19 protein-coding genes are annotated in these 19,961 nt (G+C 66.1%); 13 read left to right on the top strand and 6 right to left on the bottom strand.

The genetic code is table 11. The features are described 5' to 3' along the window. Window positions 1–23: 23 nt before the first annotated feature. The gene (locus ACFJGT_RS18665) at window positions 24–953 is read right to left on the bottom strand and encodes a carbohydrate ABC transporter permease (protein ID WP_377840783.1); all 930 of its coding nucleotides are present in this window, start codon (window positions 951–953) and stop codon (window positions 24–26) included. A gap of 103 nt (window positions 954–1,056) precedes the next feature. Further along, complete coding sequence (locus tag ACFJGT_RS18670; protein ID WP_377840786.1) at window positions 1,057–2,394, bottom strand: ABC transporter substrate-binding protein; 1,338 nt, start codon at window positions 2,392–2,394, stop codon at window positions 1,057–1,059. 202 nt (window positions 2,395–2,596) lie between these two features. On the opposite strand from ACFJGT_RS18670, the gene ACFJGT_RS18675 reads away from it, so the two are divergent. Beyond that, window positions 2,597–3,457: an amidohydrolase family protein gene (locus ACFJGT_RS18675; RefSeq protein WP_377840788.1), complete on the top strand. Its 861-nt coding sequence runs from the start codon at window positions 2,597–2,599 to the stop codon at window positions 3,455–3,457. Beyond that, a complete protein-coding gene (locus ACFJGT_RS18680) occupies window positions 3,451–3,906 on the top strand; it encodes an RbsD/FucU family protein (protein ID WP_377840790.1) in 456 nt (151 codons plus the stop codon). Before ACFJGT_RS18675 ends, ACFJGT_RS18680 begins: the two co-directional genes overlap by 7 nt. Before the next feature lies 1 nt (window position 3,907). Here ACFJGT_RS18680 and ACFJGT_RS18685 read toward each other — a convergent pair whose 3' ends face one another. Beyond that, window positions 3,908–4,168, bottom strand: a complete 261-nt coding sequence (locus ACFJGT_RS18685) for a hypothetical protein (RefSeq protein WP_377840792.1) — start codon at window positions 4,166–4,168, stop codon at window positions 3,908–3,910. A 273-nt stretch (window positions 4,169–4,441) separates the two neighbouring features. Between ACFJGT_RS18685 and ACFJGT_RS18690 the strand changes: the two genes are divergently transcribed. The 6 genes from ACFJGT_RS18690 (at window position 4,442) to ACFJGT_RS18715 (ending at window position 11,381) form a co-directional block, all read left to right on the top strand. Further along, window positions 4,442–4,666 (top strand): hypothetical protein, encoded by a 225-nt coding sequence (locus tag ACFJGT_RS18690; RefSeq protein ID WP_377840795.1) that lies wholly within the window; start codon window positions 4,442–4,444, stop codon window positions 4,664–4,666. A gap of 1,206 nt (window positions 4,667–5,872) precedes the next feature. Then, window positions 5,873–6,517 carry a hypothetical protein gene (locus ACFJGT_RS18695; RefSeq protein WP_377840797.1) on the top strand — a complete coding sequence of 215 codons (645 nt, stop codon included), beginning with the start codon at window positions 5,873–5,875 and terminating at the stop codon, window positions 6,515–6,517. 140 nt (window positions 6,518–6,657) lie between these two features. Further along, window positions 6,658–7,836, top strand: coding sequence for a phosphoserine transaminase (locus ACFJGT_RS18700; protein ID WP_377840800.1), 1,179 nt, complete (start codon window positions 6,658–6,660; stop codon window positions 7,834–7,836). Between the two features lie 235 nt (window positions 7,837–8,071). Next, window positions 8,072–9,661: a phosphoglycerate dehydrogenase gene (gene serA, locus ACFJGT_RS18705; RefSeq protein ID WP_377840802.1), complete on the top strand. Its 1,590-nt coding sequence runs from the start codon at window positions 8,072–8,074 to the stop codon at window positions 9,659–9,661. A 69-nt stretch (window positions 9,662–9,730) separates the two neighbouring features. Continuing rightward, a complete protein-coding gene (bla, locus tag ACFJGT_RS18710) occupies window positions 9,731–10,732 on the top strand; it encodes a class A beta-lactamase (RefSeq protein ID WP_377840805.1) in 1,002 nt (333 codons plus the stop codon). A gap of 79 nt (window positions 10,733–10,811) precedes the next feature. Continuing rightward, window positions 10,812–11,381, top strand: coding sequence for a PAS domain-containing protein (locus tag ACFJGT_RS18715; protein ID WP_377840809.1), 570 nt, complete (start codon window positions 10,812–10,814; stop codon window positions 11,379–11,381). Here ACFJGT_RS18715 and ACFJGT_RS18720 read toward each other — a convergent pair whose 3' ends face one another. Continuing rightward, entirely contained in the window at window positions 11,382–12,290 is a 909-nt protein-coding gene (locus ACFJGT_RS18720; RefSeq protein WP_377840812.1) for a DMT family transporter, read from the bottom strand. 114 nt (window positions 12,291–12,404) lie between these two features. Between ACFJGT_RS18720 and ACFJGT_RS18725 the strand changes: the two genes are divergently transcribed. The 4 genes from ACFJGT_RS18725 (at window position 12,405) to ACFJGT_RS18740 (ending at window position 16,644) form a co-directional block, all read left to right on the top strand. Beyond that, window positions 12,405–13,286: a type 1 glutamine amidotransferase gene (locus tag ACFJGT_RS18725; RefSeq protein WP_377840816.1), complete on the top strand. Its 882-nt coding sequence runs from the start codon at window positions 12,405–12,407 to the stop codon at window positions 13,284–13,286. A 311-nt stretch (window positions 13,287–13,597) separates the two neighbouring features. After that, a complete protein-coding gene (locus ACFJGT_RS18730) occupies window positions 13,598–13,915 on the top strand; it encodes a DMT family transporter (RefSeq protein ID WP_377840819.1) in 318 nt (105 codons plus the stop codon). A 101-nt stretch (window positions 13,916–14,016) separates the two neighbouring features. Then, window positions 14,017–14,808, top strand: coding sequence for a F0F1 ATP synthase subunit A (locus ACFJGT_RS18735; RefSeq protein ID WP_377840821.1), 792 nt, complete (start codon window positions 14,017–14,019; stop codon window positions 14,806–14,808). A gap of 144 nt (window positions 14,809–14,952) precedes the next feature. Then, window positions 14,953–16,644, top strand: a complete 1,692-nt coding sequence (locus ACFJGT_RS18740) for a mucoidy inhibitor MuiA family protein (RefSeq protein WP_377840826.1) — start codon at window positions 14,953–14,955, stop codon at window positions 16,642–16,644. 16 nt (window positions 16,645–16,660) lie between these two features. Here ACFJGT_RS18740 and ACFJGT_RS18745 read toward each other — a convergent pair whose 3' ends face one another. Together ACFJGT_RS18745 and ACFJGT_RS18750 are read right to left on the bottom strand one after the other, a co-directional pair. Next, complete coding sequence (locus ACFJGT_RS18745; protein ID WP_377840828.1) at window positions 16,661–17,245, bottom strand: tyrosine phosphatase family protein; 585 nt, start codon at window positions 17,243–17,245, stop codon at window positions 16,661–16,663. A 123-nt stretch (window positions 17,246–17,368) separates the two neighbouring features. Beyond that, window positions 17,369–18,565: a M20 aminoacylase family protein gene (locus tag ACFJGT_RS18750; protein WP_377840833.1), complete on the bottom strand. Its 1,197-nt coding sequence runs from the start codon at window positions 18,563–18,565 to the stop codon at window positions 17,369–17,371. Window positions 18,566–18,824: 259 nt separating this feature from the next. Here ACFJGT_RS18750 and ACFJGT_RS18755 point away from each other — a divergent pair, with 259 nt between their 5' ends. Beyond that, complete coding sequence (locus ACFJGT_RS18755; RefSeq protein WP_377840837.1) at window positions 18,825–19,817, top strand: hypothetical protein; 993 nt, start codon at window positions 18,825–18,827, stop codon at window positions 19,815–19,817. Window positions 19,818–19,961: the final 144 nt, after the last annotated feature.

Genomic DNA, 19,961 nt, shown 5'->3' on the forward strand with positions numbered 1-19,961 from the left:
GGCTGAGGGTACGAAGCCCACCATCACGCGTTCCACTTCGACTTCTGCCGGGCATAGAGCAGCAGCAGCGAGAGCATGATGATGATGACGAAGAAGATCACCACGACAGCCGAGGCATAGCCGATCTTGTAGAACTGGAAGGCCTGCAGATAGAGGAAGATGTTCAGCGTCTCCGACGCCGTTCCCGGCCCGCCTTGCGTGATCACGAAGATCGTGTCGAAGGCCTTCAGCGCATCGATGGTACGGATCACGATCGCCACCATGATGAAGGGCCAGACCAGCGGCAGCGTGATGTGCCGGAACATGTGCCAGTCATTGGCGCCGTCGATCAGCGCCGACTCGTAGGGTTCTCGCGGCAGCCCGGCCAATCCGCCCAGCACGATCAGCATGACCAGCGGCGTCCAGTGCCAGACCTCGACCATGACCAGCGTCGGGATCACCGTCGAGGTCTCGTAGACCCAGCCGGACGGCCCGATGCCGACAAGCGAAAGCAGGTAATTGAGCACGCCGAGCTGCGGGTGGAACATCATCGTCCAGACCAGCGCGACCGCGACCGGCGTCGCCATCATCGGCATGACGAAGATCGTGCGCAGCAGGCCCCGCATCGGGAACTCCCGGTGGAAGACCAGCGCCGCCGCGGTGCCGAACACGATCGGCAGCACCACCGCCAGCACGGTGAAATACAGCGTATGCCCCATCGACTCGATGAAGCGCTGGTCCTTCATCAGCTCGGCGAAATTGCGTAAGCCCACGAACTCCACGCCGCCGCCGATCTTCCAGTCCTGCCCGGACATGTAGAGCGTGAATAGCCAGGGGAATACGATCACGGCCGAGATGACGAGCACCGCCGGCAGCGAGAAGAGCCAGTAGCGCGGCGTGAAATCGGCCGAAGCCGCGGCGGCGCTCGCTTGCGTCGTGCTCGGCATGCTGGCTGGCAGGGACGTGCTGGTCATGCGTCTGGAACCGTCATGCTCGGGCTTGCCCCGAGCATCTCTTCGAGGGTGCGCTTTGGTCACGAGATGGCCGGGTCAAGCCCGGCCATGACGCTTGTTGTCCTCAGCCCTGCTCGCTCTTGGCGAGCACGGGTGCGAAGGTCTCCGTCGCCTTCTTCAGCTCGGCCGCGACATCAGCCCCGCCGATCGCATTGGTCAGCGCCACGCCGAACACGTCGCGGAACTCGGTCACCGGCACGATCTGCGGCAGGCCGGCCCGCGCGACCTTGGCCGAGGCCAGCAGACAGTCGAAATACTGCTTGCCGAACTTCGAGCTCGCGATCGTCTCGGTGTCCAGATAGGCCGAGGAACGGCCCGGCGCGCCGGCACCCGCCTTGAGCATGGCGATCTGGTTCTTCTTGTTGGTCATGAACTGCAGGTAGAGCCAGGCCGCCTCCTTCTTGGAGGAGCCGCGCGAGATGCCCATGCCGTCGGCGAACATGCCCGCGTGATGCGCCTTCGGCCCCGGCGGCGTCACTCCATAGCCGACCTTGCCGACGATGCGCGACTTGGTCGGATCCTCCAGCGGCGTGGCGAAGCCGATGCCGTCGAGCCACATCGCGGCGCGGCCCTGCATGAAGGTGGTCTGGCACTCGTTCCAGTTGAAACCGACCTGGCCGACCGGCCCGGTCTCCTTGTTGAGCTTGCGGTAGAGATCGGCCGCCCAGATCGCCTCCGGCGTATCGGTCTGCAGCTTGCCGTCCGGCGAGGTCGTCTCCATGCCCTGCCCAAGCATCAGCGAGGTCCAGACCGGAACATTCGCATTCTTCAGGCCGCGCGAGACGAAGCCGGCGACGCCCTTGGCGGGGTCGTGCAGCTTCTGTGCGACGGTGAACATCTCGTCCATCGTCTTGGGATAGGCCACGCCCTTCGCGTCGAAGAGCTCCTTGTTGTAGTAGACCATCCAGTAATCGACGAAGAACGGGATCGTATCGAGCGCCCCGTCGGCCTGCCGCGCATAGGCGACCGGGCCGGCGCCGAAATCGGCGAAGTCGAAATCCGGCGCGGTCAGCGCCGCGTTCTTGATGTAGGGGTCGAGGTTCTCGAACCACTTGCCCTTGGCCGCCATGCGCTTCTGCACATGCAGCGAGATGCCGCTGACGTCGAAGCTCGGCTTGCCCGAGGCGAACTCGATCACCGCCTTCTGGCGCTGCTGCTGCTCCGGCACCTGCTCGGCCGAGACCTTGATGCCGGTGAGCTCGGTGAACTCCTTCTCCGCCGCCTGCATCAGGTCGGAGCGCGGGTTCTTGACCAGCAGCACGTCGATCGACTGGCCGGAGAATTTCTTCCAGTCGAACGCGCCTTGCGCCTGCGCCTTGCGCAGCACGAAGGGCGAGGCGATCGCGGCGGCGCCGCCGGCGAGCAGGACACGGCGCGTCGGCTTGAGAATGCTATCGGTCATCGGCGTCCTCCCCAGGACTTGAACACGGCCCGTTTCGGGCCTTTGATGGCGCGCGGAACATGAGGCGACGTGTGCCTCCCGCATCCGTGATCGGGCTGGACGCTAATCTCCTTTCGGGGCGGTTGCAAGCTAACATGTTGGCGTGCACATAGTATCGCCGCGCTGTTCTTCCCTGCCGCCGAATCCCCTGCGAGAGCCGCCCGTGACGAGCCCGCCCCGCATCGATTCCCACCAGCATTTCTGGCGGCTGTCCCGCGGCGATTACGGCTGGCTGACGCCCGCGCTGAAGCCGATCTACCGCGATTTCGAGCCGGCCGATCTCGCCCCGCATCTGGCGCAGCACGACATCGCCTCGACCATTCTCGTCCAGGCAGCCCCGACCGAAGCCGAGACGCATCATCTGCTCGCGCTCGCCGCCGCCACGCCCTTCGTCGCGGGCGTCGTCGGCTGGACCGATTTCGAGGCGCCCGACGCCCCCGCCCGCATCGCCGCCCTCGCCGCCGACCCGCTGCTCGTCGGCTTGCGTCCGATGGCGCAGGACATTCCAGATCCAGGCTGGCTTGCGAAGCCGAGCCTCGCGCCCGCCTTTGCGGCGCTCAGGGAACACGGTCTCGTCTTCGACGCGCTGGTGAAGCCGCCGCAGATCCCCGCCCTCCTCACGCTGCTGGAGCGCGAGACGGATCTGCCCGTCGTCATCGACCACGGCGCCAAGCCGGACCTGACCGGCGCCGACCTCTCCGCCTGGCGCGGCGGCATCGCGGCGCTCGCCGCGCGGCCGAACACCACTTGCAAGCTCTCCGGCCTCGTCACCGAAGCCGGACCCGGCTGGCGCGAGGCGACGCTGGCTCCGGCCGTCGCCCAGCTGCTGGCCTGTTTCGGGCCGGAGCGCCTGCTCTGGGGCAGCGACTGGCCGGTCGCGACGCTCGCCGCTGCTTACGACCAGTGGCTCGCCGCCACCGAGCGCCTCACCGCGACGCTCAACGCCACCGAGCGCGTCGCGATCTTCGGCGGCAACGCCGCCCGCATCTACCTGACGAAGAGGGGCCGCCGCCCGTCATGCTGAAAAACCTCGACCCCGTCCTCTCCGCCGACCTGCTCTGGGTGCTCGCCGCGATGGGCCATGGCGACGACCTCGCGCTGGTCGATGCCAACCACCCCGCCGAAACCATCGCCAGCGCGACCACCAGCGGCCGCCTGATCCGCCTGCCCGGCCTGACGATGCAGCGCGCCGCGCGCGCCATCCTCTCGGTGCTGCCGATCGACGATTTCGAGCCTGAGCCTGTCAGGCGCATGGAAGTGGTCGGCGACGTCGCCGCGATTCCCGAGGTCCAGCGCGCGGTGCAGGCCGAGATCGACACCGCGCTCGGCCGCCCCTCGCCGCTCGCCGGCATCGAGCGCTTCGCCTTCTACGATCAGGCGCGGCGGGCTTTCGCGGTCGTGCAGGTCGGCGATCCCCGCCCCTATGGCTGCTTCCTGCTGCGCAAGGGCGTCATCGCCGGCGAGCCGGGCTAGCTCAAGAACCCTTGGCGATGGCCTGCTTCAGCCGCGCGACGGCTTCCGTCGCGCCGGAGCGGACGTTGACCTCCAGCGTCGGCGCCTCGCGCTCGATCATGTCGATCAGCGTCTCGGGCGTGATCTCGGCCCGCTGCTGGGTGAGCTTCAGCACGGCATTGGCGATGATGTTCGGCCAGAACGCCGCCCCGCCCTTGGCCAGCCCCTTGGCCTTGCGGCCCTCGAATTCCTGGGCGAGCTGTTCGGGAGTCTTGCGGGCCATGGTCTCTTTACCTCCAGGCAATTCCAGCAAAAGCGCGAAGCGGTTTTGCGGCCGGAACTGCGTCAAAACAAAAGGCTGGAGCTTTGGAGGCGAACTCTGTTCGCCGGAAAGGCTCTAGCGGACGAAAGCCGCTGCCTATCACGAAATGCACAGCCCTGCCTGCCCCCTCCGATTCTTCGGAAAAAGTGGATTCCCCTTTGCGGTCCGATGCCTTAGCAGGAGCGGCGCCCGAGGCCTAAGCCGGTGATGCGGCCGCCCGTTCAGGACCAGACCATGCCCCGCCTCGCCTTGCTCGCCGCTTTCGTCGCCCTCCTCCTCGCCGCGCCCGCCGCTGCCCGGATCACCGATCCGGAGCTGAGCTGCGCCGACTGGCTGAAATCCGGCGCCCATCGCAAGAGCGAATACGCCGCCCCCGTCGCGAACAAGATCAGGGCTTTCTGCGCCGCCCATCCGAAGATGAAGGCGATCGACGCCGAAATGACGATGACCGGGGATTGAGCGCGGAAGCCGCGCCTTTCCTTCTCCCCTCGGGGGAGAAGGTGGCAGCGCGAAGCGCTGACGGATGAGGGTCGTCTTGCACCGGCGCGTGTCCTTCCCTCATCCGTCTGCTGCGCAGACACCTTCTCCCCCCCAGGGGAGAAGGAACGCGCGCCAAGGCGCCGCCCGCGCGAGTCGCGCGGCGGGTTGAAATGAGGGGCAGCGGAGCGCCGCGAGGCGCGTGGGTATCGGGCCGCGTCCATTGAGCCAGGATGCGGCGCGGATGGATTGAGCCACCATCCGCACGCCCCGTGGCGCTCCGCTTGCCGGCGTTCTTAAGTCTCCGGGCCGCGCTTATAAGGTCTGGGGCTCCTCGGGCCCGACGCCTCGCGGATCAGCTCGGCTCATCGCCTCGTCATCCGCTCCGCATCGGGGCCTGGACACCCCGAACCGTCCAGCGAGCTCCTCGCACAGGGACCGTATTATCCCCAGGGCGGTGCCCCGAAGCCTCCCGGGAGTGGGTCGTAACCCCACCCGCAGGCGCCGCCCCCGCCCCGCCAACGGCATACCTCCGGATGGCTGCCCCTCGGGGACGAGGTGGGCTGAGGATAGGCGCGGGTTATGAGGGCGGGGATAAGATTTGGCGCCGGATGCGCAGCATTGGCGACAGTCGCCTGAAACCCGCCAGTAATCTCAATGCCCGGCATAAAGCGCGATCGCAGCCAGCACGTATGAAAATGCGATCAGAAGATAAGCAAGCTGAAGAAACGTCACAGGGACCTCCGCTCTGAAACAGCGGCAATCCATATATCCCAACTTTTCTGCGCTTTGTCGGAAATCTCTTCCGAGAACGCGGATATTTCACCCAAGATCGTGGTCGTTAAGCCCGATCCATTGGAGCGCGAAACACGTCTATTTCCGTGGACTATTCGGTCCAGCGGTTTGAGGGGCTGAGCACTGCTTTACAACGCCTTCATGGCCGCCCCATCCTATCGTTGAACAACGTGCCCGATCTGCGCGAGCTGTTCGCTTGGAGCTCGATCGAGCCGGTAGAGCTAATTGTCAGGCGGGTGGTGGAGGGCGGATGAAACGGGGGCAGGAAGTCGCCATCACGAGGCAGAACGCATGCTGAGGCTCCCCACTCTCTGGACGATTCCCGAGGATCTTCCGAATGCAGACAAGGACCTGCGGCGGGATCTAAACGCATGCGTGTTACGGCTAGCGCACATGAGGCCCGCCACGGTAGACGGGGCTGACCAAGAACTTCGGCTTTCAAAAATTGCCTGGAAACTAAAATCGCTTATCGCTGCGCTACTGCATCGGGTGGTCGCGCTTTCAGACGGCGTAGCGCTCGCTATGAACGCTAAGTCGACCCTCATCGCGATCCTGGCTGCGCGTGCGCTTATCGAAACGCTTGCGGTAACCGCATTGGCCCGCTCTCAGATCAAGGACGCTGTCGCCAAAGCTGATATTGAGCAGGTCGGCGATATTTCATTCGCTTGGCTAATGGCTACTCGCGACGCCAGTCTCGTCGCGGACTTTCCGACGACAAAAGCTCTCAATATCGTGACTGTGTTGGACAAGCTCGCGAAGACCAATGATGTGCTGAAACTGATCAGAGATCAGTATGACTGGCTCTCAGAGATTTGTCATCCGAACGGGCAAGGCGGCTTCTTTCTGTTTGGCTCGTTGGATCGCGCTACTACAGTCGTGACGTTTGCGGCCGAGCAAAATCCGCAAAGGCACCTCGATAACCTTCACGCCGCACTCACGCTCCTACTGATCTCTGAAGACTGGATACAGGACCTGATGAGGCTGATCCCCACAGTGGCTCTCATGCACGGCGTGGAAGAACCTCCCTGTGACAACTAGCGACCAACTTGACGATCTGCTGCCATTTGAAAGTTCACGCTACGCCCCCCGCTTGACTCCCCGCCCCCTCCCATCCTACCCCCATCGACGGGACACGCCCCCCCAACGGGGCGCGCCCATCTGTAAGGATGGAGACATCGATGGTGAATACTGCCCCTAGCACGCGTCCGCGCGTGCCTAATTTCTCGTCCGGCCCCTGCGCCAAGCGCCCCGGCTGGGCCCTCAAGAACCTCTCCGACGCCCCGCTCGGCCGCTCGCATCGCGCCAAGATCGGCAAGGACAAGCTCAAGCGCGCGATCGACCTGACGCGCGAGGTGCTTGCCGTTCCCGCCGATTACCGCATCGGCATCGTGCCGGCCTCCGATACCGGCGCCGTCGAGATGGCGCTCTGGAGTTTGTTGGGCGCACGCGGCGTCGACATGGTAAGCTGGGAGAGCTTCGGCGCCGGCTGGGTCACCGATGTCGTCAAGCAGCTCAAGCTCGCCGATGTCCGCACTTTTGAGGCGCCCTATGGCGAATTGCCGAACCTCAAGAAGGTCGACACCAAGAACCGCGACGTCGTCTTCACCTGGAACGGCACCACCTCGGGCGTGCGCGTCGTCGACGCGGGCTGGATCGCTGACGATCGCGAGGGGCTGACCATCTGCGACGCCACCTCCGCCGCCTTCGCCCAGCGCCTCGACTGGCCAAAGCTCGATGTCGTCACCTTCTCCTGGCAGAAGGTGCTCGGCGGCGAGGCCGCGCATGGCATGATCGTGCTCTCGCCCCGCGCCGTCGCCCGGCTCGAAAGCTACAAGCCAGCCTGGCCGCTGCCGAAGATCTTCCGCATGACCTCGGGCGGCAAGCTGATCGAGGGGATCTTCACCGGCGAGACCATCAACACCCCCTCCATGCTCGCGGTCGAGGACTATATCGACGCGCTGGAATGGGCCCAGAAAGTGGGCGGGCTCGACGGGCTGGTGAAGCGCGCCGACGGCAATGCCCGCGTCATCGCCAAGTTCGTGCGCGAGAACGACTGGATCGACTTCCTGGCCGTGAAGCCGAAGACGCGCTCCAACACCAGCGTGTGCCTGAAGTTCACCGATCCGGCCGTCACGGCCCTGCCGGCGGACGCGCAGGCGGCCTTCGCCAAGCAGGTGGTGTCGATCATCGAGAAGGCCGGCGCCGGCTACGATCTCGGCCATTACCGCGACGCCCCTCCCGGCCTGCGCATCTGGTGCGGCGCGACCGTCCAGTCGCGCGACGTCAAGGCGCTGCTGCCCTGGATCGCCTATGCCTTCGCCGAGGCCAAGGCGGGGCTGGGCAAGAAGGCGGCCTGACCGGACCGTCATGGTCGGGCTTGACCCGACCATCTCCTTCGCAAATCGCACCGAACCACGCCGTCATCCCGGACAAGCCGCATAGCGGCGCTGCTCCGGGATCCATCGTAGAGCTCAGCCCCCTACGATGGATCCCGGAGTTCCGCTTCGCTCCATCCGGGATGACGGGCGAGGTTCCTGTTCTCCAAAATCTCAGCGCAGAGCGCCCTTCGCGCCGCGCCAGCCGGAGCCTCCCATGGCCGCCCCGAAAGTCCTGATTTCCGACGCCCTCTCCCCCGCCGCCGTCCAGATCTTCAAGGATCGCGGCATCGACGTGACCTTCGATCCCAACCTCGGCAAGGACAAGGACAAGCTCGCCAGCGTCATCGGCGAGTATGACGGCCTCGCCATCCGCTCGGCCACCAAGGCGACCGCCAAGCTGCTGGAGCAGGCGACGAACCTGAAGGTCATCGGCCGCGCCGGCATCGGCGTCGACAATGTCGAGATCCCGGCCGCGACAGCGCGCGGCGTGATCGTGATGAACACGCCCTTCGGCAACTCGATCACCACCGCAGAGCACGCCATCGCCATGATGTTCGCGCTCGCCCGCCAGATCCCGGCGGCCGACACCTCCACCCAGGCCGGCAAGTGGGAGAAGAACCGCTTCATGGGCGTCGAGATCACGGCCAAGACGCTCGGCCTGATCGGCGCCGGCAATATCGGCTCGATCGTTGCTGAGCGCGCCATCGGCCTGAAGATGCGCGTCATCGCCTATGACCCCTATCTCTCAGCCGAGCGCGCCGTCGCGCTCGGCGTCGAGAAGGTCGAGCTCGAGGACCTGCTGAAGCGCGCGGACTTCATCACGCTGCACGTCCCGATGACGGCGATGACCAAGAACATCCTCTCGGCCGAGAACCTCGCCAAGACGAAGAAGGGCGTGCGGATCATCAACTGCGCCCGCGGCGGCCTCGTCGACGAGCAGGCGCTGGCGGACCTGATCAAGTCCGGCCATGTCGCCGGCGCCGCCTTCGACGTGTTCTCGGTCGAGCCGGCGGAGCAGAACCCGCTCTTCGGCCTCGACAACGTGGTCTGCACGCCGCATCTCGGCGCCTCCACCAACGAGGCGCAGGAGAATGTCGCCCTGCAGGTCGCCGAGCAGATGAGCGACTATCTGCTGAAGGGCGCCATTACCAACGCGGTCAACTTCCCCTCGATCACCGCGGAGGAAGCGCCGCGCGTAAAACCCTTCGTCGATCTCGCCGAAAAGCTCGGCTCCTTCCTCGGCCAGCTCACCGAGGCGCCAGTCAAGGGCATCCGCATCGAGTACGAGGGCGCGGTCGCGAGCCTGAACCTCAAGGCGATCTCGGCTGCCGCGATCACCGGCGTGCTCAGGCCCTTCCTGCCCGAGATCAACATGGTCAACGCGGCCATGGTGGCGAAGGAGAAGGGCATCGTCGTCGAGGAGCTGACCCGCGATGTCGCCGGCAATCTCGAAAGCGTCATCCGCATCGTCGTCGAGGCCGAGGACATGCCGCGCCATGCCTCGGGCACCGTCTTCCATGACGGCAAGCCGCGCATCGTCGAGATCCGCGACATCCAGGTCGATGCCGAGTTCGCGCCGCATATGCTCTACGTCCGCAATGCCGACAAGCCGGGCTTCATCGGCCAGTTCGGCTCGCTCTTGGGCAGCGCCGGCGTCAATGTCGCGACCTTCGCGCTCGGTCGCGACAAGCCCGGCGGCGACGCGATCTGCTATGTCGCCGTCGACGAGCCGATCTCGGACGAATTGCTCGACAAGATCCACGCGATCCCGATGGTCAAGCGCGCCCGCCGCCTGAAGTTCTGATCCATCGGTCCGGCGCCCCAGCGCCGCCGCAATTCTCGTCCCCTGTGGTGCCCGCCACAGGGGATTTTCATGTCTGCCCGCCTTCGCCTCGCTGCCGCCGCTCTCGCCTGCCTCGCAGCCGTCCCGGCCTTCGCCGACTGGGATCGCGACAAGCTCGACAAGGCGATCGAGAGCATCGAGCAGGCCTCGAAGGGCCGCCTCGGCGTCGCGCTGATGGATTTGCGCGACCGCAAGCTCTGGTCGCATCGCGGTTCCGAGACCTTCCCGATGCAGAGCGTGTTCAAGCTGCCGCTGGCGGTCGCCGTGCTGCAGCAGGTCGAGGCCGGCAAATTCAAGCTCGACCAGCCGATCACCGTCACCCGCAAGGATTTCTCGCTGTTCCACAGCCCGCTGGTCAAAAACTTCAAGGGCGAGCGCAACGACTATCCTTTGCGCGAACTGATCCGGCTTGCAGCCGGCGAGAGCGACAACACCGCCGCCGATCTGCTGATGCGCGAGATCGGCGGCCCGCAGGTGGTGACGAAGATGCTGCGCGACGGCGGCGTCGCCGGCATGTCGGTCGATCGCTACGAACGGCTGTTCCAGCCGGAAATCTACGGGCTCAAGGGCTTCGGCTGGGACGAGGTCGTCGACGAGAAGGCCTTCCGCGCCGAGCTCAAGGCGATGCGGCCGCGCCTGCGCATCGCCGCCCTGTCGAATGCGCTCAAGGACAAGCGCGATGCTTCGACCCCGGAAGCGAGCGCGCAGTTCCTCGAAGCCTTCGCCAGGGGCAACTGGCTGCGCGATCCCGCCCACACCGCCTTCATCGAGAAGATCGTCGCGGAATCGAAGGTCGGCACCGACCGGCTCAAGGCCGGCCTGCCGGCGGGTACCCGCTTCGCCCATCGCACCGGGCTCGGCCTCACCACGGACGGGATCAACCACGCCACCAACGATATCGGCATCGCGACGCTGCCGGACGGCCGCCGCTTCGTCATCGTGACCTATCTCGCTGGCTCCCGCGCCGATGCGGACGTGCGCTCGGCGGCGCTGGCGGATGTGGCGCGGCTTGCGGTCTCGGCCCTGCGCTGAGGGAACGTGACCGGCTAATACTTTTCTCCTCTTGCGTGCGAGGTTGCTGGCTCCCAGTCTGGCTTTCGGGAGACAGCACATGGGCAGCTCGGTTTTCGGTGAGGACACCTCGCAACCGCCCCCTTTGTTCATGGATGACGGCCTCAACGACAATGCCATCGTTGGCATGTGGTATTGGGACGTGCTGAACGATCGGCTCTACGCCGACACGCGCATGGCTTCGCTTTTCAATGTCGATCCGCATGAGGCGACGCGCGGCACGTCATGCGACGCCTATGTCGACGGCATCCATCCAGACGACCGTGAAGGCGTAGCGCGCGAGATCGAGCGCTGTGTTCGGACGGCGATCGATTTCCAGTGCGAATACCGCATCGTCCCGCCCTCAGGCGAGCGGCAGATATCGGTTTTCGCCCAGTGCCACCGCACGGGAGAGGGCTCGGCCGGACATTATGTCGGCATGGCCTTCGACATTACGAAGCAACGCATTTCAGAGGCGAGTACCCCGATCTCTCGTATCGCCGATCACGTCATGCAGGCCTACAGCATCGCCAGGCAGATCACCGACGACGAACTCAAGCGCAAACTCAAGGATGTGCTGATGCGGCTCGGCATGAATCTCGCTGCCGAGGCCGGGAAGCAACAGGCGTGACTACCGCCCCAATCGCTCGGCGATGAAGATGCCGCCGAGCACCAACGCGAGCGCGACCGCGTGATAGAGGCCGAAAGGCTCGCCGAGGAGCAACACGGCGAGGATCGGGGCGAAAACGGGCACGAGATTGACGAAGACGCCGGCCCGTCCTGGCCCGATCAGCTCGATCGCGCGCATGAAGGACAGTTGCGACAGGATGGAAGGGCCGATCACCGTGAAGGCGAGGATGGCCCAGCCCGCCGGCGTCGGCATGTGGAAGCGCCCCATGGCGATCTCGACGGCCAGCAATGGCAGGGAGATCAGGCAGGCGAAAGCCGCGGCAACCGTGAAAAAGACGAGCTGGGGCATCGGTGGGCGGCTGCGGACCGCAACCGTGTAGCCGGCATAGAAGACGCAGGCCAGGATCATCAGCAGATCCCCGGGAACGAAGCGCAGGTTTGCAAGCACATGGACATCGCCGCGGCTCGCGGTGACGGCAACTCCGAGTAGGGTCACGGTGACACCGAGCGCCTGCATGGCACCGATCGGGATACGATACGCGACGAAGGCGCCGAGCAGTACGAAGATCGGGATCGAACCCTGCAGAATGCCGATATTGATCGCCGTGGTCGAATACGCCGCGACATACATCAGGGTGTTGAAGGCGGTGAAGCCGGTGATGCCGAGCAGGGCGATATACAGCCAATGCGCCCTGATCTGCGGCAGATGCGCCGCAATCTGCCGCCGAAGCAGGAAGGGCATGATCAGGCAGACGCCGATCCAGCGAAAGGAGGTCAGTGCCATCGGCGATATGTTGCCGACGGCGAACCGGCTGGCCACGGCATTGCCGCCCCAGATGAGCGTGGTCAACACCATCAGCAGATAGGCATTGCCCCAGGCGCGTTGCAGCCAGGTCTGGGTAGGGTGCACGTTTCCGCCCTGTTGCGAGAAAGGGCTCATGCAATACCCTTGCGTGTACCCGGCTCATATGAGATCGGGCGCACACCTGCCCGTCGCCCTGCGCATCCCTTGCGGAACATCCCGATGATCGAAACCAGCGCCCGCCCGCTCCGCCTGCTCTTCGTCGACGGCAATATGCGCGATACGCGCGAAGGGCTGCGCCAGTCCTATGGCATGGCCTATGGCGAGGCCTATGCGGCTGAGATCGCGGCGTTCGAGCCGGGCATCGTCTCGGATATCTGCCTGCCGGCCGACGAGGGCGCGAACCTGCCCGACGGCGAAGGCCTCGAATCCTATGACGGCATCTTCCTGACCGGCTCGGCCCTGCACATCTACGACACCGCCCCGCCAGTGACCCGCCAGATCGACCTGATGCGCGCGATCTATGCCAGCGGCACGCCCTGCTTCGGCTCCTGCTGGGGCATCCAGGTCGGCTCCGTCGCGGCCGGCGGCACCGTCACCGCCAACCCGAAGGGCCGCGAGACCGGCTTCGCCCGCCGGATCACGCCGACAGAGGCCGGCCGCAACCACGCCCTGCTCGCCAGCCGCCCGGCTTCCTTCGATGCCCCGGCGATCCATCTCGACACCATCGCCCTGCCGGCCCATGGCACGACGATCCTCGCTTCCAACGCCTACAGCCAGGTTCAGGCTGCCGAGATCAAGCACAATGGCGGCACCTTCTGGGGCGTGCAGTACCATCCCGAATTCTCGCTGAAGCAGATCGTCGCCATCCTCGACCGCCGCGTGCCGCTGATGATCAAGGAAGGCTTCCGCAGGGACGAGGCTTCCGCGAAAGCCTGGCTCGACGACATGCTGACGCTCGACGCCGAGCCCGACCGGCAGGACCTCGCCTGGGCGCACGGCCTCGACCGCGAGGTGCTCGACACCGAGCGCCGCGTCACCGAGCTGCGCAACTTCGTGGAACACCGCGTCAAGCCGCATGCCAGCACGCGCGGCCGGGCCTGAGCGTTCGACGGCGCGCCTCTCAAGCCCTCTCCCGAATGTCTGACCGGAAACACCAGCCCTCATCCTGAGGAGGCCCGCAGGGCCGTCTCGAAGGATGGTCCAGATGGTTCCGGAGCCTCCTGAAGCATCCTTCGAGACGCCGCTGACGCGGCTCCTCAGGATGAGGGCTGAGAATGGCCTTCGGCGGCAGCAGGCTGCTCTCACCCTTGCCACGACCACGAGCGATCGCTAGATCAGCACCCGCGAGGCCACGACCTCCCCCAACCTGGGACATGTGCCGGGACGACCCGGCAACTCATGGGGGACCCGCTATGGCGTGGCTCTATCTGTTATCTGCCGGCATTCTCGAGATCGTCTGGGCTTTCACCATGAAGCAGTCGGACGGCTTCACGCGTCCGATGCCCACCGCGATCACCATCGTCACGATGATCGGCAGCTTCGCCCTGCTCTCGCTGGCGATGCGCTCGCTGCCGCTCGGCACGGCCTATACGATCTGGACCGGCATCGGCGCGGTCGGTGCCTTCGTCGTCGGCGTCACCGTGCTCGGCGAGGCCCTGACGCCGATGCGCATCGCCGCCGCCCTGCTGATCGTCTCCGGCCTCGTCATGATGAAGCTCTCGGCGAGCTGACGGCCGGGCTTGCCAAACCCGCCTGCTGCTTCTAGGCAGGCCGGGCCCCGGGACGACCCGCGGCCTTCGCAACCTCACAGGGGACGGCCCCACGACGCGGAATGCTCCGCGCCGTCGCGCAACCCCGTGAGCGGAGGCCCTTAGCCGTGGCCAATCCCAGCGACCAGTTCATCGTCAAGACCCTCGTTCCGCTGCGCCTCAGTGGGCTCGATCTCGGCTTCACCAACGCGGCCCTGATGATGGTGCTCGCCACCGCCGCGATCGCCGGCGGATTGCTTTTCGCGACGCGTACGCGCGCCATCGTCCCCGGCCGCGCGCAGGCACTGGCCGAGATGCTCTACGAATTCGTCGCGAAGACCCTGACCGACGCGACCGGCCGCGAAGGCATGCGCTTCCTGCCGCTGATCTTCTCGCTCTTTATGTTCGTGCTGGTGCTCAACCTGTTCGGCATGATCCCCGGCGCCTTCACGGTCACCAGCCATATCGTCGTGACCTTCGCGCTCGCCATGTTGGCGATGGCGACGGTCATCGGCTACGGCGTGCTGCGCCATGGCTTCGGCTTCCTGCGGCTCTTCGTGCCGCCGGACGTGCCGAAATGGCTCCTGCCCTTCATCACGCTGATCGAGATCGTCTCCTTCCTGTCGCGGCCGATCTCGCTGAGCCTGCGCCTCTTCGCCAACCTGCTCGGCGGCCATATCGCGCTCAAGGTCTTCGGCAGCTTCGTTGCGGCATTGCTCGCCGCCGGTATCGGTACCTCGCTGCTGGCGCCGCTGCCATTGCTGATGACGGTCGCGCTCACAGCCTTCGAATTCATGGTCGCGATGCTGCAGGCCTATGTCTTCACCGTACTCGCCTGCATCTACCTGAACGACGCGCTGCATCCCGGCCATTGAACAGCCGGGTCGCTCCTGCAAATGCAGGACGCGTCCGACGCTGCTCCCGCCTATCCGCATTCCGGCCCAATTCCGCCTTGGGCACGCCGAATTCGGCAGTGCCTATCACGGCGACGTGATTGCGATCTGGAGGGGATGATTTCGATGCGAAGCCATATTGCCGCCGCCCTGATTCTGGCACCCGGCCTCGCCGCCGCAGCCGAGACGGAACTGACGAGCCGGATCGACCGCGTCACGGTCTTCCCGGACGGTGCGGTGGTGACGCGGCTCGGCAAGGCCGATCTCCTGCGGGGCGTCTCCCAGATCGTGCTGCGCGGCCTGCCGGCGACGATCGATCCCGCTTCGATCCGGGTCGAGGGCAAGGGCGACGGCACGTTCTCGGTCGGCGCCGTCGATGTCCGCGTCACCCCGGGTGACGCCAAGCCGGTGCTCGACACGGTGCTGGAAGAGAAACTCAAGACTCTGCGCGACGAGAAGGAGAAGCTCTCCGGCCAGATCGGCGCGATCGAATCCAAGCGCGCCACGATCGAGCGCTTCGCGCAGGTCGGCCCCGACAAGCTCGGCCCCGACGGCAAGGCCCTGCCCGTCGCCGATTGGCCGGCCGTGTTCGAGGCGATCGGCACCGCGCTGGTCAAGGTCCAGGACGAGTTGCGCGGCACCCGCAACCGCCTTTCCGATGTCGATGCCGAGATCGCTTCACTGGAGCGTGCCCGCCCGCAGGCCGGCCGCCCCGGCGCGCCGAAGCGCGACATCGCCATTGCCGTCGAGGCGCCGCAGCCGGTCGCGGCCGAATTCACCGTGACCTATCGCGTCACCGGCGCCAACTGGACGCCGACCTACGAAGCGCGCCTGACCACGACCGGCGAGAAGCCGGAAATCGCCCTGACGCGCCGCGCCGAAATCCGCCAGCGCAGCGGCGAAGCCTGGGACGATGTCGCGCTGACGCTCTCGACGACGCGCTCGACCGGTGGCACCCGCGCGCCGGAGCTGACGCCGATGCAGGTCGCCTTCTTCGAGCCGTCGGTCGTCTATGAAAGCCGTCCGCGCCTTGGCGCCGCACCGGCGCCGATGGCAGCCGCCCGTGCCAAGGCGGAGGCCGAAGCCGCAGCGGATGCCGTGGCCAAGCAGTCGCAACGCTCCGCTCCGCCCAAGCCCGCCGAAATCCAGGTCGCGACCATCGAAGCCGGCGCCTACCAGGCGAATTTCCAGGTGCCCGGCCGCGCCTCGATCCCGCAGGACGGCAGCTCCAAGACGGTGACGCTGACCCAGCGCAAGGCGGAAGCGACGCTCGCCGCGCGCACCGTGCCGGAGCTGGAGCAGAAGGCCTATCTCGAAGCCGGCTTCGTGCACGACGAGGAGGCGCCCCTGCTCGCCGGCCGCGTCGCCCTGCATCGCGACGGCACCTATGTCGGCATGGGCCAGTTCAATCTCGTCGCGCCCGGCGACAAGGTCGAGCTCGGCTTCGGCGCCGACGACCGGATCAAGGTCTCGTTCGCGCCGGTGAAGCGCCGCGAGAACGATCCGAGCTGGCTCGGCCAGACCCGTACCGACCTGCGCGAGTTCCGCACGGTGGTGAAGAGCCTGCACGCGAAGCCGGTGAAGATCACCGTGCTGGAGCGCATCCCCTTCTCGGAGAGCAGCGGGATCACGGTCGAGACGATCGCAGCCCAGACCACGCCGCCGACCGAGAAACAGGTCGGCGACCGCCGCGGCGTCGCCTCCTGGACCTTCGATCTCGCTCCCGGCGCCGAGAAGGAGATCAAACTCGCCTACCGCATCAAATGGCCCGGCGACCGCGAACTCTCCTATGAGGAGCAGCCGCTGCCGGGCCGGTGAGCCGGCAGCCTCCGCCTCAGAGCGTGAGCCCCATCTCGATCTCGCGCTTGCGGCCGAGATCGTTCATCCAGGTGCGGAATTGCGGCTGCGCCTCGATCTGGTGGGCGTAGTGCCGCCGCAGCGCCTGGGTCAGTCGGCCGCCGCGGCCGAGCTGCGCGTCGGCGAAACCGATCATCACCGAATTCGGCCAGGCCTGCGGCCGGATTTCGCGCAGCCGCGCGAACAGCGCATCCTCGTCCTCGGCCGCATCGGCCTGCGCCATCAGCGTCATCATCGCCGCGGTCGAGCGCGAGATGCCCATATGGCAATGCACGAGGAGATGGCCCTTCACACGGCCGGTCGCGGTTTCGCGCAGGCCCTCGCCGAAGCTCAGGATCTCGCCGACATGCTCCGGCGTCGGCATGGTCTGGCCGGGCTTCGGATCGATGATGTCGTGGAAGCGCAGCGTGACGCGATGGTGCTCGCCATAGGTCCCGAAAGCGTCGATCTCGGCCCGGTCGGGATCGATGACCGACAGCACATGCGTCACCTCGCGGGCGCTGTTCCCCGGCAATTCCTCGATGCCGCAGATCGTCAGAGTCGAGATGGACAGGGTCTTCATGGCGCGCCTCCGCTGCAGAGCCCGCCGCTTAACGCTGCTGCGCCGGCTATACAACCACCGGGAATGACGGGCTGCCCTGCATGGTGGCAGCCGGCCCCGAAGGACCGGCCGCGATGATCATTGTCAGGCGGCCTTGGCCTGCCCGAGTTCCTGATCGACGACGCCGACCCAGTAGCGCACGCCGTCCGGGATGATTTCGTCGTTGAAATCGTAGAGCGGCGTATGCAGGCCCACGAAGGAGCCGTCCGGGTTGACGCCGTTGCCGATGCGCATGAAGGCGCCCGGACGTACCAGCATCATCTCGGCGAAATCCTCGCCGCCCGTGCCGGGGCGAAGCTGGCCGTTGACGTTCTCCGCACCGGCCGCAGCGGTAGCCGCCGCAACCGCGACCTTGACCTGCTCGGCCTCGTTGACCAGCGGGCTGGTGCCGCGATGGTAATAGGCCTCAGCCTTGCAGCCCCAGGCCTGCGCGGTGGCCGCCGCGAGCTCGGCGATGCGCCGCTCGACGGTGTCGCGCACTTCCATGGAATAGGTCCGCGCCGTGCCGCCGATGACGAGCTCCGACGGAATCACGTTCGAGGCGTTGACGTCGCCGCCATGGATGAAGCCGACGCTGATCACCGCCGTGTCGAGCGGGGGGACATTGCGGCCGACGATGCCCTGCAGGCCGAGCACGAAATGCGCCTGGGCATAGGTGATGTCGGTCGAGCGATGCGGCTGCGAGCCGCCATGGCCGCCGACGCCGTGGAAGGTGACCTTCCAGAAATCCGCCGCCGCCAGGAACGGGCCGACCGTGGTGCCGAAGGTGCCGGGCGCCATGCCGGGCGTGTTGTGCAGGCCGTAGATCGCGTCGCAGGGGAAGCGCTCGAACAGCTTGTCGGCGAGCATCGCATTGGCGCCGCCGCGGCCTTCCTCGGCCGGCTGGAAGATCAGGTTGACGGTGCCCTCGAAATCCCGGTTCTCGGCGAGATAGCGCCCGGCCGCGAGCAGCATCGTGGTGTGCCCGTCATGGCCGCAGGCATGCATCCGGCCTGGGTTCTTCGAGGAATAGGGCAGATTGGTCGTCTCATCGAGTGCGAGGCAATCCATGTCGGCGCGCAGGCCCACGGCGCGGCCGGGCTTGTTGCCGCGGATCACGCCGACGACGCCGGTCTTGCCGACATTCTCGGTGACCTCGACGCCCCATTCCCTGAGCTTGTCGGCGACGAGCTTGGCCGTGCGGACTTCCTCAAGGCCGAGTTCGGGATGCTCATGTATATCGCGGCGGATCGCGGTGAAGGCGGCGTGATGCTGGTCGAGCCAGGCGTCGAGCTTCGTCATGATCGGTGAAATCCCCTCTCCTTGTGGCCGTCACGCGGCATGGCCCCTCCAGTGCCGCGCGCTGACCCATAGCCCTTACGCCCGATTGTGGCAGCATCACTGCGCAGATGCTGCAGGGCGGCCATGCTTGGGCAGCCATCGTCCGATTGACGGGGATTACCGACAGCTTGCATCTTTCGCGCAAAAATCGGCCGCCTCTCGCAAAAGCTGCCATAGTCCGATGACATGCATCGCACATTCGCGGCGGAGACCAGCCGACATGAAGACATGGCTCCTTGCAGCCCTGGCATCCACTGCCTGCGCCTTCCCGGCGCTGGGGCAGGATGCGCGCTCAGGCTGCTCCCTGCCGAAACCATCGGCCGCAGCCAAGGTCCTGCTGCTCTCGGCCTACGAGGGCGATGCGCTCTCGGCGACCACGATCGGCAGCCAGGATATCGCGATCAGGACCGCATCGATCGATGTGGAAGCCGGCAGCGAACCGCTCTATGTCGTAGCCCTGTCCTACAAGCCAATGATCTGGCGGCTCAGCGGAGCCGTCGAGCGGGTGGAGCGGATCGTCCTGGCATCGCAGTCGACCGAGGCGAACGGCTCCCGCCCCGACGCTCGGCCGATTGTCGGGGCAAGCGGCATCGCCGCCGACAAGGTCGCGTTCCTGCCCAGGCCGGCCTGCCTGGAGGATTTCTCCGAGGTGCCCTCGGCCGAAGCGGCCCGGACGATCGGTGTCGTCAAGCAACAGACCGGTAAAAATCCCATCGTCGCGGCCGCTTATGCCGTTTCCGGAATCACCATTCCCTCGGCAGCGCTTAAACCGCCAAGCAGTGGCGCAGACGTGCGGCCGAGTATCGCTATCGAGAACGACGGCAAGGGCTTCCGCATCGATCTCAACGGAAAGCCACGCACGGAGGAAGCCGGCAACGCGCTTGAGAATGACGTCATGCGCTTCTACCCCGGCGGAGTGGTTGAGATCGACACAGGCACTGTCGTCGCGAGCGGCGAGCCTGCCCGGTACGAGGTCCTGCCAGGCAAGGCCGGACTGCTCCAGCTCGTTCGCAGCGGCGCTCTCAGCCGGAACGAGAAGGGCGAACTGGTCATCAAAACGAAGATCCGTTTTCCCGCGGGCCTTTACGGCGGGGAATCGGCGCGCTTTATCCTGCCACGAGGCGTACCGGCGCCCGCCGGCGACCCGGGCCATTCCTGTGTCGTCAAGGAAGAGGCGGGCGATACGTCAACCGACCCCGACGCGGACTGTTGAGGCTCCGGGGATCCACCCATTCGTGTCCTGCCGGCCCCTCGCCATCGACCGGAAACTTGACCTGAAGGCCGTGTTGGCCCATGAGGGCTTGCAAGGACCTGCCCCGAAACCCCGGCCTTGCGCCGGGGTTTTGCATTTGCGCGG

The sequence above is a fragment of the Allobosea sp. UC22_33 genome (genome assembly GCF_042700715.1).
GTDB lineage: Bacteria > Pseudomonadota > Alphaproteobacteria > Rhizobiales > Beijerinckiaceae > Allobosea.